This is a genomic window from Actinophytocola sp., assembly GCF_035634895.1.
Taxonomy (GTDB): Bacteria; Actinomycetota; Actinomycetes; order Mycobacteriales; family Pseudonocardiaceae; genus Actinophytocola.
On sequence record NZ_DASQCC010000234.1, the window covers coordinates 33,216 to 46,721 of the forward strand.

Annotated in this window: 9 protein-coding genes; 6 read left to right on the forward strand and 3 right to left on the reverse strand. The window is 73.0% G+C overall.

Translation table 11 applies throughout. From position 1 onward, the window contains the following. Positions 1–7: 7 nt before the first annotated feature. On the forward strand, positions 8–370 hold the full coding sequence (locus tag VET29_RS36305) for a hypothetical protein (RefSeq protein WP_324929392.1): 363 nt from the start codon (positions 8–10) through the stop codon (positions 368–370). Positions 371–518: 148 nt separating this feature from the next. On the opposite strand, the gene VET29_RS36310 is transcribed toward VET29_RS36305, so the two are convergent. Further along, positions 519–1,046, reverse strand: a complete 528-nt coding sequence (locus VET29_RS36310; protein WP_324929394.1) for a CGNR zinc finger domain-containing protein — start codon at positions 1,044–1,046, stop codon at positions 519–521. A 94-nt stretch (positions 1,047–1,140) separates the two neighbouring features. Here VET29_RS36310 and VET29_RS36315 point away from each other — a divergent pair, with 94 nt between their 5' ends. The 4 genes from VET29_RS36315 (at position 1,141) to VET29_RS36330 (ending at position 5,408) form a co-directional block, all read left to right on the forward strand. Beyond that, a complete protein-coding gene (locus tag VET29_RS36315) occupies positions 1,141–2,304 on the forward strand; it encodes an epoxide hydrolase (protein WP_324929396.1) in 1,164 nt (387 codons plus the stop codon). Between the two features lie 14 nt (positions 2,305–2,318). Continuing rightward, positions 2,319–3,398 carry an epoxide hydrolase gene (locus VET29_RS36320; RefSeq protein WP_324929398.1) on the forward strand — a complete coding sequence of 360 codons (1,080 nt, stop codon included), beginning with the start codon at positions 2,319–2,321 and terminating at the stop codon, positions 3,396–3,398. 217 nt (positions 3,399–3,615) lie between these two features. Further along, positions 3,616–4,053 carry a hypothetical protein gene (locus tag VET29_RS36325; RefSeq protein WP_324929400.1) on the forward strand — a complete coding sequence of 146 codons (438 nt, stop codon included), beginning with the start codon at positions 3,616–3,618 and terminating at the stop codon, positions 4,051–4,053. A gap of 80 nt (positions 4,054–4,133) precedes the next feature. Beyond that, a complete protein-coding gene (locus tag VET29_RS36330) occupies positions 4,134–5,408 on the forward strand; it encodes a helix-turn-helix domain-containing protein (protein WP_324929402.1) in 1,275 nt (424 codons plus the stop codon). A 35-nt stretch (positions 5,409–5,443) separates the two neighbouring features. Here VET29_RS36330 and VET29_RS36335 read toward each other — a convergent pair whose 3' ends face one another. Beyond that, the gene (locus VET29_RS36335) at positions 5,444–6,136 is read right to left on the reverse strand and encodes a hypothetical protein (protein ID WP_324929404.1); all 693 of its coding nucleotides are present in this window, start codon (positions 6,134–6,136) and stop codon (positions 5,444–5,446) included. A 125-nt stretch (positions 6,137–6,261) separates the two neighbouring features. Beyond that, positions 6,262–9,066, reverse strand: coding sequence for an ATP-binding protein (locus VET29_RS36340; RefSeq protein ID WP_324929406.1), 2,805 nt, complete (start codon positions 9,064–9,066; stop codon positions 6,262–6,264). Between the two features lie 157 nt (positions 9,067–9,223). On the opposite strand from VET29_RS36340, the gene VET29_RS36345 reads away from it, so the two are divergent. Continuing rightward, the gene (locus tag VET29_RS36345) at positions 9,224–13,354 is read left to right on the forward strand and encodes a BTAD domain-containing putative transcriptional regulator (protein WP_324929408.1); all 4,131 of its coding nucleotides are present in this window, start codon (positions 9,224–9,226) and stop codon (positions 13,352–13,354) included. Positions 13,355–13,506: the final 152 nt, after the last annotated feature.

Consider the following 13,506-nt stretch of genomic DNA (forward strand, 5'->3'; position numbering starts at 1 on the left):
ACCGGGGATGTTCGCCACCAACACCCTGTGGTGGTGGCGGAACTCGATCCGCGACGAGGGCGTCGTCCGAGTGCCCTACCCCGACGCGCGGACAGCGCCCGCTCACGAGAAGGACCTGGCGGCGCTCGCGGTGACCGCGTTGACCCAGGCGGGTCACCACGGCCACGCCTACCCCGTGTGGGGGCCCGAGTCACTGTCCAGCCGCCAGCAGGTACGGCACATCGGTGCGGCCACCGGTCGCGACATCACCCTCGAGCCGATCTCGGTCGAACAGGCACGCGTCGAACTCGGCAAGACCATGCCGCCCACCGGTGTCGACGCGATTCTGGCCGCATGGCAGGCCGGAACCACCGCACCACCGCCGGTATGACCATCGTCGCGGACGTCACCGGCCGTCCCGCCCACACGTTCGCGAAGTGGGCCGAAGACCACGCGAACGACTTACGCTGAGGCGGCGCGCACGCCCACCTTGTGATGCACCCGATCGAAGCCGTCCGGCACGAACCTGCTCGGCCTGCTCAACCACGTTTGTCGTGGTGGCGACGCTCGCGGTAGGTACGGGTCTTGTGGCGGTTGCCGCAGATCTCCATCGCGCACCAGCGGCCGCGGCCGTTGCGCGAGAGGTCGTAGAACGCCCAGCGGCAGTCCGGTGCGGCGCAGAGCTTGACCCGTGACCAGTCGCCGTTGGCCACGCTGGACGCCACCGTCTCCACGATGGCGTCCAGCCACGGCCTGCCGGACGTGGCGGCGAGACGCAGCCCGTTCGAAGCGTCCAGTACGAGGCGCAGTGGATAGTCCTCGAGGGTCGTGGCATCGGCATCGGCGACGAGCGCCTGTCGGAGCGCCGTGCGCAGCGCGATGGTGGCCGCCACGTCCGTCGTGCCCAACGGGGTACCGCCGGACGTGAGGTCGCGGACCGCCAGCCAGTCCGCCAACGCCTGAGGAGAGGTCAGCCGCTCCCCGGGGACATGGCTTTCCCCATGCCGCGTGAACGTCCGCTCATCGACGGTGTTGAGAAAGTCCTCGACCACCTGCAGCGACACCACGACACCGTTGTAACACGAGAGTGGTGTTGCCCGCCAGCGACACCGGTGTTAGCGTTCGTTGGTGTCACCCGTACGGACGGAAAGGAGCAAGGCGATGACCGGCACGCACAAGGTGCTCGACGTCCCCGAGGCCGATCTGGACGACCTGCGAGCGCGCCTACGTCGCACCCGGTGGGCGCGACCGTGGCCGACCAGCGCCTGGGCGGCGGGCACGGACGGCGAAGAGCTCCGCCGACTGGTCGACTACTGGGCCTCGGCGTACGACTGGCGCGAGCACGAGGCCGCTGTCAACGCCCTGCCGTCCCGGTTCGCGGACATCGACGGCACCGTCGTGCACTACCTGCACTTCGCCGCCGAGAGCGACGGAGCGCTACCGATCCTGCTGGCCAACGGCTGGCCCAGCTCGTTGCTCGAGCTCGTCGGCCTGGCGGAGCGCCTGTCGGCCCCGTCGCGCTTCGGCCGCAGCCCGCAGGATGCGTTCACCGTCATCGTCCCGTCCCTGCCGGGCTTCGGCCTGTCCCCGCAACGCCCGTCCTTCGACGAAAGCATGCACACCTACGACATGTGGCATCGACTCATGACCGATGAGCTGGGCTTCGACCGCTACGGCGCGCACGGTTCCGACCTCGGCGCCGGAGACGTCAGCCGGCTCGCGCAGGCCCACCCCGACGCACTGGTCGGACTCCACCTCCAGGAGGCCCAGAACCCCGCCGAATACGACGTGACCGGACTGAGCGAGGAGGAACGGGCCTACCTGGCGGCGGAGAAGGCGTGGGACGTCGCTGAGCGGGGATACTCACACCAGCAGGGAACCCGACCGCTGACCCTTGCCCAGGGCCTGTCGGATTCCCCTTCCGGGCTGCTCGCCTGGATCCTCGAGAAGTACCGGGCCTGGAGCGACTGCGACGGTGTCCTGGCGAACCGGTTCGGCGACGACTTCCTCCTGACCCAGGCATCGCTGTACTGGTTCACCAACACGATCTCCACGTCGTTCCGCCCGTACTACGAGCGTCATCACCAGCTCGTCCCGCCCGTCGAGCGTGTCGACGTGCCGACCGCCCTGGCATTGTTCCCCGCCGACATCGGCGGCCGGCAACCCCGCGCCTGGGTCGAAACGCGTCTACACGGTCACCCACTACACCACCATGCCCCGCGGCGGCCACTTCGCCGCCTACGAGGAACCCGACCTGCTGGCCGACGACATCGCCGCCTTCTTCGGCTCACTGAGGTGACCGTTGGCCACCCGCGAGTACACTGAGGACGGAGATCGTCATGCCTGATGTGGCGCCTGATGTCGTCCGGGTGCCGGTGCTGGAGGACTTGCGCGCCCGGCTGCGGACCTACCGCCGGGTGGCGCTACCGCCGGGATTCGGGTGGGAGCGTGGCGTTGACGGCGACTTCCTGGCCGAGCTCATCGCCTACTGGGCCGAACACTACGACTGGCGGGTGCACGAAGCACGGATCCGTGCGCTGCCGTGGGTACTGACCAGCGTCCCCGTCCGGCTGATCCACCAGCGCGTCTCGGCTCAGGGCGTTCCGGTTCTCCTCCTGCACGGCTGGCCCGACTCGGTACTGCGGTTCGAGAAGGTCCTGCCGCTCCTGTCGGATCTGAACGTGGTCATCCCGGCTCTGCCGGGCTTCCCGTTCGCGGCCCCGGTGGCCCGTGGTGGCATGTCGGCCGCGGCCATGGCGGAGACGGTGGCAGCCGCGATGGCGGAACTGGGTTATGACCGCTACGTCGTCTCCGCCGGTGACATCGGCTGTGACGTCGCCGAGGTACTCGCCGCGGCCTACCCCGACAGAGTTGCCGCCCTCCACCTGACCGATGTGTCGCAGAACCGGTTCCTGGTCGATCCTCCGGAGGACCTCTCCACGGTCGAGCAGGCCTACGTGCGGTACGGGCGCCGCTGGCAGGCCGAGGAAGGCGGCTACATGCGGGAGCAGGCGACCAAGCCGCACACCCTGGCGGTAGGACTCGGCGACTCGCCGGCAGGGCTGGCCGCCTGGCTGTTGGAGAAGCTGTGCACGTGGACGGACTGCGGAGGCGACGTCACGACGGTGTTCACCCGCGAGGAGCTGTTGACCTGGATCACGGCGTACTGGGTCAACGGCTCGATCGGAACGTCGTTCACCCCGTATGCGGAAGTCGGGCCCGGGCCACGGGAACCGATCACCGCACCGGCGGCGTTCACGATGTTTCCCAAGGACCTCGTCAACGCTCCCCGGGAATTCGCGGCACGCTTCTTCGACATCCGGTCCTGGGTGGAGGAGACCAGCGGTGGGCACTTCGCGGCCTGGGAGCGCCCGGAGCGGTACGCCGCCGGAGTCCGTACCGCGATGTCCCTGGGCTGAGGGGCGTCCGAGTGACCTCCCAGACGGACGCGGGAACGAGCTCCGTCGACCTCGGCAGCCCGGTCCTGGACAAGGTGGTCGCCGTCCGGCTCCGCCAGGACGCCGACGCCATCCTCGCCGACCGGCGAGAACACCTCCGCCGTTCCCGTGCCGCCCTCGAGCAGGCCCCCTGCGCGCCCTCCTACCGGATTGGCGGTGGTCCTCTCCGCGAGCCGGTATGGCCCTGTGGGTCGAACTCCCCCACCCCAGCGCGACCCGCATCGCCTCGACGGCCCTCGACCTCGGCCTCCGGATCACGCCCGGTCCCCGCTTCATCGTGGACGGCACCGCCGACCGATGGCTCCGGCTGCCCTTCACCCTGGCCGCCCACCAGGCCGACACCGTCGCCGGCCTGCTTCGGGAAGCCTCGCTCCGGTCCGCGTCACCGCCGAACCGGGACCTGCACGTCCCACGCTGGACGGCCTGCCCTGTGGCGAGTCCACGCTCGCCATCCGGGTCGTCGACGACGGACGTGGTAGCGCCCGACGGGGAATCCTTGCCGGGAACCGGCATCAGCGGCATGCGCGCACTGGTCCGACTGCTCGATGGCTCGCCGCCGACGTCGAGAGCTGCGCATATACGCGCGCACAACGAAGGGCAAACGACGCGGCGCTAGCGTCGGCCGGGGCAGGGCTCGGGGCGAAGGGCGGGGCGGTGGAACGACCGGCGGGTGGAGCGGGTCCGGATCCTCGACGGGTGCGCGGGCTCGGCGATCTGGCCAGGGAGCTGGACCTGTTGCGCGCCAGGGCCACGGCCGGCACGCTGCGGGCGAGGGTCACCCTCGAGGAGCTCGCGCGGCGGGTGGGGATGCCGCGGTCCACGGTGCACCGCTACGTGACGGGCCGGACGGTGGCTCCTTCTGCAGTGCTCGACCGGATCGTCATCGCGCTCGGGGCGAGTCCCGTCGAGCAGCGGGAGTGGAACGAGGCCTGGTACCGGGTGCACGGACAACCCGACGCCGCGGTGGCACCGGTCCCCTGCGGACTGCCGGCACCGGTTCGGGGGTTCGCCGGCCGCGCACGGGAGATGGCACTGCTGACCGACCTGGTCACCGCGCCCGGCGCGCCCGCGTCGACCGGGGCGTCGCTCGGCACCGCGACAGACGGCGTCGTGCTGGTGGCGGTCTCCGGTGGCCCCGGCATCGGCAAGACCGCACTCGCGGTGCGGTTCGCGCACCGGGTGCGGGACCGGTTCCCGGACGGGTGCCTCTTCGTCGACCTGTGCGGCTACGGTCCCGACCGGCCGCTCGCGCCGGCCGACGCGCTCGCCGCCCTGCTCGGCAGTGTGACGCCGGGCGCGGAACTGCCCGCCGAGCCGTCGGTCCTGGCCGCGCGGTACCGGTCGCTGCTCGCCGACCGGCGGATGCTCGTCGTGCTGGACAACGCTTCCTGCGCCGAACAGGTGCGGCCGATGTTGCCCGGCGCTGGTGGTGGCATGGTCGTCGTCACCAGCCGCGACGACCTGGGTGGGCTCGTCGCGCGTGACGGTGCGCACCGCGTCGACCTCGACGTGCTCCCGCTGGCGGACGCGGTGGTGTTGCTGGAGAACGTGGCCGGCGCTGGCCGGATGAGCGCGCAACTGGCGCTGCGGTGCGGTCGGCTGCCGCTGGCGCTGCGGATCGCGGCGCTCGGCGGGGCGGCGACCGGCGACGGCCTCGGGTGGCTGGAGACCGGCGATCCGCGTACCGACGTGCGCACGGTGTTCTCCTGGTCCTACCGCGTGCTCGCCGAACGGGATCCCGAGGCGGCCGGGTTGTTCCGGGCGCTGGGCCACCACCGCGGCGCGGACTTCGAGGTGACCACCGCCGCCGTGTTGGGGCACACGACCGCCGACCACGCGCGGCGGCTGCTCACCACCTTGGTGCGCGCCAACCTCGTCCGGCCGACGGCGGCCGGCCGGTACCGGCTCCCCCACCTGCTGCGTGCCTATGCCGCCGAGCTGTCCGCCGGTGCCACGCCGCGGACTGCGTAGGGTGCGGGCGGCCGGTGGCCGCCCGCACCGCCGTCTCAGGTGCGCCGCAGGCGGAAGGCGAGGTAGCACGCCCCGGCGCCGTCGCCGGAGTTCAGGCCGATCGTGACCGGGTGGTCTCTGCGGACGGTCCAGACCTGTTCCGTCCCGGGTTGTGCGGCGCTGATGCACTGACCGCCGTCGGTGCCCTGGACGTACCAGTACCGGATGTCGAGAACGATGTTGCTCGTTCCGTCGAGGTACAGCGTCAGGTTGCACCAACCGGGCAGGAAGGCGTCGCTGTCGAGGGTGATCCCCGGGTCTGGTATCCAGACCGGCCAGTCGATCGGGAACGGGAAGAACTTGATCGGCTGCGGGGAGGGAGTCTGGAACGCGCACCGTCGGGAGGGCGCGCCGGTACTGACCGTGTAGGTGTAGCTGAGTTGCAGGCCGTCGAGCGAGCTATCGGGGTTGTTCAGACCGAACCACAGGTTGCAGCCACCAGACCGACTGTCCGTGTCGATCGCGAGGTACCGCGTCCAGCTGTCGATGGGAGCCCAGGTCGTGACATCGCCCGGCGGATCGGCCTCGACCCTGCACTGCCCGTTCTGGTTGTTGTCCCTGAACCTGACCCCGAACTCGCCGGTCGTGGCCGCGCTCGCCGGCGCGGCGGCCGTGACGAGGATGGCGCCGACGCTCATCGCGCACACCGCCATCACGGTCAACTTTCTTCGCAGCACTCGCATTCGCATGTGACGCTCCTGTGTCGGGGGATACCGAGCCACGTGATCCATGACTCGACGCGATCAGTGAAGCACCGTGCGTGCGCACCGCTCCCGAATGTGGGACAACCTGGGAAACATCGGGAAAGAGGGTTTCAGTCGGACTCCGCGACTCGGCGCGTGAGGTCCACTCTGGACCGGACGTGGAGTTTCGCGAAGGCGCGCGACAGGTGGGTCTCCACGGTCTTGTGGCTCAGGTACAGGCGTTCGGCGACCTCGCGGTTGGTCAGCCCCGCCGCCACGAGGTCGACGACCTCCCGCTCCCGCGCGGTGAGCGTCGCGAGCCCGTTCTCCGTGCTGCGGCGGGGTCTCGGCGCGCGGCCGGCGAACCGGCGTTCGTCCCTCGCGACCTCACCGGCGAGCCAGTCGGCGGAGGTCGCCGAGAACAGCGCCTTCGCGCGGCCGAGTTCGCCGCGCGCCGCCGCGCGCCGACCGCCGCGCGCGTGCAGGACGGCCAGGAGCCGCCGGGCGATGCCCTCCTCCACCGGCGACCCGGCCTCGGCGAACCCCCGCACGGCGGCGCTCGCGTGCTCGGTGGCCGCGCCGAGGTCGTCCTCGGCGTCGAGCACCACGGCGTGGGCGTGGTGCGCCGCGCCGAGGTGGTGGGCGAGACCCGACCGCCGCGCGTGCCGCAACGCCTCGCCGGCCGCGTGCCGGCCCTCGTCCGGATGACGGAGTGCCGCGCTCGCCACGGCACGCAGTGCCCACCGGTAGGACGCGGCGGTCGCGTCCTCGACGTGCTCACCGGCCAGCTCGGCGAGGCACCGCTCCTCGTCGCCGGCGCCGAGGTGCACCTCGGCGAGGCTGATCCGCGCGAGGTCGGACCACCACCCGCCGCCCGGCCGGCCCGCCGCGGCTACCTCGGCGGCCAGCGCCAGCGCGGCGCGGGGGCCGTGCCGCCACAGGGTCGGGCGCAGCCGGACGATGTCGGCCATGGCGGCCGCCTCGGTGGCTCTCATGATGGTCGCGCACTCACGCGCCTCGTCCGCGGCGGCCAGTGCCTCGGGCAGCTGCCCGAGGCGGGTGCGCAGGAACGTGTCGACGATCAACAGGTACGGCAGGGTGTGTGCGAGACCGTTGCTCCTGGCGAGCGCGAGCGCACGGCGGATGTGGCGCTCGGCCCGATCGTGGTGGCGCAGGTGGAGCTCGACCCAGACCAGCGGTGCGACGGTGCCGAGCTCGGGGAGCAGCGCGGCGTCCGGCGCGGCGTCCACCAGCCAGCCCGCCCTGGCGATGTGCGTGCCGGCGGGCGCGGTCTCGGCGCGCTGCAGAAGTCCCAGCGCCAGCACGGCGTGCGCCGACGCCGCGAGGCCCGTGTTCCCGGTGCCGGCGACCGCCTCGAGCGCGCGGCCCGCGTGCCGGCACACGTCCGCCGCGTCGTGTCGAAGCAGGTCGACACCGGACAGCTCGAGCAGGGCCTGCGCGACCCGCTCACCCCGTGGCGGCAACCGGTCGAGCTCGCTCGTGAGCAACGCTGTGGCCTCGTCCAGCTTGCCGAGCAGCCGGTAGACCACCGCGCAGAATGTCACCGCCTCGGCGCGCTGCGGCCCGTCCGCCTGGATCACCTCGTGCAGCAGCAGCCGGCTCTCCGCGAGCTCACCGCTGAAGCCGAGCGCTCTCGCGAGCAGCATCAGCAGCTCGAGGCGGCGGTCGGCGAACTCGGCGCGGTCCGGGACGAGCTGCAGCGCGCGGCGCGCCAGCCTGGCCGCCATCGCCGGGGCGGTGTGACGGGTCGCGGTGGCCGCGTCGACGAGCGTCGCCACCGCCACCTCGTCACCCGGCCGCGCGGACCGCTCGGTGTGGTGCGCGAGCGCCAGCACAGGCCCGCGGCGGTCCCTCAGGTATCCCGCGGCGCGGCGGTGGGCACCGGTGCGCCACGCGGGCGGGGCGAGCCAGTAGGCCGCGGCGCGGACGAGCGGGTGGCGGAAACGCAGGCGCGGTCCCTCCGGCGCCATCACCCCCGCCCCGCTCAGGGTGTCGAAGGCCGTCGCGGCGGCCTCGTCCGACAGCTCGGCGACGACCGTGACGAGGTCGCGGTCGGCCGGGTCCCCCGCCACTGCCGCGGCCTGCGCGACGAGGCCGGACACCGGGTCGAGCGTCGCCAGTTCGGCACCAAGCACGTCGAGCAGGACCTGTTCGGGCACCGCGCGGTCGTCGACGGCCTGCTCGGCGAGCACGGTCAGCGTCTGCTCGTCGGTGTCGGCGAGCGCGCGGAGGTACAGCGGGTTGCCCCGGGTCGCGCGGTGCAGCAGCGCCCGCCGCCGCGCCGGCTCCTCGGGATACAGCGCGGCCACGTCCGCGGGCCCGAGCGGGTCGAGCACCAGCTGTGTCGCAGCCGGATCCAACCGGGCCAACGCGTCCGCCAGGCCGGGCGGCGGCTGGGCGGTCCGGTAGGCGAGGGCGACCAGCACCGCCGCCCTCGGCGGCCGCCGCAGCAGGAACTCGATCAGCTCGAGCGACGCCTGGTCGGCCCAGTGCAGGTCGTCGAGCACGAGGACGGTGCCGGATTCGCCGGCCCGCCACTCCAGCAGTCGGCGCACACCGCGGAACAGGCGGTACCGGTCCAGCTCGGCCGTGCCGCCCCCGGTCACCGCGGTCAGGATGTCGAGCTCGGCGGACGCGTGGTGTATCGCGGCCAGCCGCTCGAAGGCGTCGGCGAAGATGGCGAAGGGCAGACCCCGCTCGAACTCCGTCGCCCGGCCGCGGTTCACCGTGAGGCCGCGGTGTTCGGCACGCTCGGCGAGCGCGGTGAGCAGCGCCGTCTTGCCGACACCTGGCTCACCGCGGATCGCCATCGCCCGGAACGCGCCGCCGGCGACCTCGGACAACACCACGTCGACGCGCGCGAGCTCCTGGCCCCGGCCGACCAGCTCGCCGGCCCGGGCTCCGGCAACGGCCATCCTCACCCTTCGACGCCCGACCAGTCCGCCTGTGCGGTAAGCGAGATCGCCAACCGAGGTTACCCGGATGTCAGGGTACGGGGTCCGGCACTCACCCGATCCTCTCCGGCCTCGCCGTCCGGTATTCCTTTCACAGGACCGGATGTGGTGATGACCGATGGAGTTCCGCGTACTGGGACCGCTCGAGGTCCTCAGGGACTCGCGACCCGTCGAGCTGGGCGCCGGCAAGCAACGCGCGCTCCTGGCGGTGCTGATCTGCCACCGCAACACCCCGGTGCCGAGCGAACGGCTCGTCGACGCGCTCTGGGGCTCCACACCGCCGCGGACGGCCGCCGACAACCTGCGGGTGTACGTCTACCACCTGCGCCGAGCGCTCGGCGACGGGAACCGGATCACCCGTCACCACCACGGTTACGCTGCGCTGGTGGCGCCGGGCGAGCTGGACGTGGACCGTTTTGTCGAACTCACCGGACAGGGTCGGCAGGCCCACGACCACCTGACGGCCGCGGCGAAGTTCCGCCAGGCACTGGAACTGTGGCGCGGCACGCCGTACGTGGACGTGGACGTGACCGGTGCCACGGCGCTGCACGAGGAGGTCCGCAGGCTCGAGGAGCAGCGGCAGGCGGTGCTGGAGCTGCGCGTCGACGCCGACCTCGCCGCCGGCCGGCACACCGAGCTCGTCGCCGAGCTGCCCGGCCTCGCCGCGCGGTATCCCCTGCGGGAACGCCTCCACACCCAGCTGATGCTCGCCCTCGACGGCGCCGGGCGCCGTGCCGAGGCGTTGGAGGTATTCAACCGGCTGCGCGCGCGGCTGGCGGACGAGCTGGGGCTGGACCCGAGCGAGCGGTCGTGGCGCGTCCAGTCCGCGATCCTGCGGGGTGACGCGTCCGTCGAGCCGCCGGCCGACGACCACGACGGCCGGCCGGCCGAGCACGCGGTCTGCCCCTATCCCGGCCTGGTCCCGTTCGACGTGGCAGACGCCCCGTTGTTCTTCGGCCGGGAGCGCCTGCTGGCGGAGGGCATGGCCCGACTGGTGACGCACCGCCTGCTCGCCGTGGTCGGCCCGTCCGGCAGCGGCAAGTCCTCGCTCGCCCGCGCCGGTCTCCTCGCCAGGCTCGCGCGGGACCACGAGACGGCCGTCCGCCGACCGGGCGCGCACCCCGGCACGCGACTGCCCGCACGCCTCACCGAACGGGGCGCGCCGTTCGTCCTGCTCGTCGACCAGTGCGAGGAGGCGTTCACCGAGTGCACCGACGCCGAGGAGCGCGCGCGGTTCTTCGATGCGCTCACCTCGGCGGCGGCCGACCCGGCCCGACACGTGCTGGTCATCGTGGTCCTCAGGGCCGACTACTACGGGCACTGCGCGGCCCATCCCGCGCTCGCCGAGGCGCTCGGACGGGCGCAGGTGCTCGTGGGTCCGATGGGTGAGGCCGAGCTGCGGCGGGTCATCGAGCGACCGGCCGCGCTCACCGGCCTGCGGGTGGCCGACGGGCTCAGCGACGCGCTCGTGGCCGATGTCGCGGGCCGGTCGGGCGCGCTTCCGCTGCTCGCCACGGCACTGCGCGAGCTGTGGGAACGCGGCCACGACGGCCTGCTCACCCTCGACGGCTACGTCGCGACCGGCGGTGTGCATGGCGCGGTGGCGAGGCTCGCGGAACGCGCGTACCAGGAGCTGTCCCCGGCCCGACGGGCCGTCGCCCGCCGCGTCCTGCTCCGGCTCGCCGCACCGGGCGACGGGGACACGATGGTGCGGCGCAGGGCTCCCCGCGCGGAGCTGGCCGCCCTGGGCGGCGGAGACCTCGACGCGGTGCTGCGGACGCTGACCGCGCACCGCCTGGTCAACGTCGACGACGGGGCGGTGGAGATCGCGCACGAGGCGGTGCTGGCGGAGTGGCCCCGGTTGCGGGAGTGGCTGACCGAGGACCTCGCCGGCCTCCGCCTGCACCGCGCGCTCACCGCCGCCGCGACCGCGTGGGCCTCGGGTGGCCACGCCCAGGAGGACCTGCTTCGGGGTGTGCGCCTCGCCGCCGCGGTGGAGTGGGCGGAGCCGAGGACCGCGGAGCTGACGACCGTGGAGACCGACTTCCTTACCGCCAGCCGGGCGGCGGCGGATCGGGCGGCCAGCGCGGCGCGGGCCCGCGCGCTGGCCCAGTCCCGCGCGAACCGCAGGCTGCGCCGCCTGGTCGTCGCGCTCGTCGCCGCGCTCGTCGGTACCGTCGCCGCGGGTGGCGCCGCGTTGGTGCAGCGTGACCGAGCGGAGGAACGGAGCCGCGCGGCGCACAGCCGGGAGCTCGCCGCCAGGTCGGCGTCGGAAGGTGACCTGGACCGGGCACTGCTGCTGGCCGTCGCCGCGACCCGGGTCGACGACTCCCCCGCCGCCGACGGCGCGCTGCTGTCCGCGCTGGTCCGGGCCGACTACCTCAGCGCGGTCACGCTGCTGCCGGTGTCGGTGGTTGGCACGGCGCTCGCGCCCGGTGACCGGTTCCTCTACGCGAGCGGCTTCGACGGCACTGTGCTGCGGGTCGACCTCGCCACCCGCGAGAGCGAGGTGCTGGATCGCGTCGCGGCCTCGTCGCTAGGCCGACCGGCGATCAGCCCCGACGGCCGAACCCTCGCGGTGAGCGCCATCGACTCCGGTCACGCCCGCGTGCTGTTCTGGGACCTGGCGACGGGGCGGCGGATCGGTGCGCACCCGATCGGCACCCAGCTGGCGGTGGCGACGGCGTGGCGCGCGGATGGCCGAGTGGTGGCGCTCACCGTGCCGGACGAGATCGTCCTGATCGACGTGACCGACCCGGGGTGGGAGCGCCGTATCCCGTTCCCCGGCCTGGCCACGTCCCACGCCGCCGACCTGGAGTTCACCGCGGCCGGCCTGGTCGCCGCCAGCTCGTTCGCGACGGCGGTGTTCGACCCCGGCACGGGGGTGGCGCTGCACCGCACGGAGGTCGGCGGCCCGCTCGCGTTGTCCCCGGCCGGTGACACGGTGTTCCTGGGCGGCGGAGGCACCCTGACCCCGGCGGTGCTCGACCTCGCCACGGGCGGGATCCGCGTCAGGCTCGACCCGCTGCCGTCGCTGGTGTCCGAGATCGGCTGGCGCGGCGACGAGCTCGTCGCCGCGAGTCTCGACCTCGTCGTGCGGGTGTGGGACGCGCACCAGCCCGCGGTCCCGCCCACCACGCTCCGCGGGCACACGGCGAACATCACGGGCTTGGCGTTCGCCACCGACGGCAGGACCCTGCACACCGCGGGTCTCGACCAACGGGTGCTCACCTGGGACCTGTCGGGCGACCACCGGTTCCGGCACACCGTCGACACCGGGATCACCACGATCGACCCACTGCCGTCGAGCCTCCACCCCGACGGCTCACTCGTCGCGATCGCCGTCCACGCCGACCAGGTGGCCCTCCACGACACCGCCACCGGCAGACTGGTCGGCACGCTCACCGCCGTCGAGAACACCCGTATCACCGCGCTGGCCTTCAGTCCGGACGGTTCGACCCTGGTCGCCGGCGACACTGCCGGACTCGTGTGGCGCTGGGACGTCCCCCACCGCCGGCCGCTCGGCGAGCCGTGGCGAACCGGCGGCCAGCCCCTGCGCCTACTGCGGTTCTCCCCGGACAGCACGACGCTGCTCACCAGCGACCTGCGGACCGGAGCACACCTGTGGCGTGTCGACGCCGGCCGGCACGTCCATCGGCTGCCGGGCCCGGCACAACTCGTGGACGCACTGTTCGTCGGCCCGTCCCTCGTGGCCATCGCGGGCCGGGACGGCGAGGTCCACCTGGTGCACGTCACCGAGAACAGGCCCCGCCCGGCCTGGCGGATCCCCTTGCCCAGCAGGGCCAACCACCTCGTCGCGGCCGGCGACCGCCTGCTCGCCACCGACGTCAGCGGCCGACTGCACGGCTGGAACCTCACCACGCGCCGGGAGCTGTGGCCGGCCCGCCGCATACCCGGCGGAGTCGCCAGCACGCTCTCGATGGACCGTCGAGGTACCCGGGTGGCCGTGTCGGCGGCCGGCGCCGCGGTCCACCTGTGGGACGTCACGACCGGACGCCGGGTCGCCGACCTCCCCCAACCCCAGGTGATCCCCGCGAAGACCACCTTCGACCAGGACGGCCGACGACTACTCGTCATGGGCGACAGCGGCACCCTCGTGAACTGGGACCTCGACCCGGAGTCCTGGCGCAGAGTCGCCTGCGCCATCGTCGACCGCGAACTCACCCCCGTCGAATGGGCGGAACTGGGCATCCCCGCACCGGACACCCTCCTGTGCGATGGCCGCTGACCACGTGCGGACATTCGTGCTGTCCGCAATCCGCCCGTGCCCCGACGGTCGGCCCGCGGAGACCACCTCACCGTCAGCGGTCATTCCGTCCCATGAGCAACGACGCCATCCGCTGAAATTCCACGACTCTTGTGTCCTGATCCGTGGCGGCC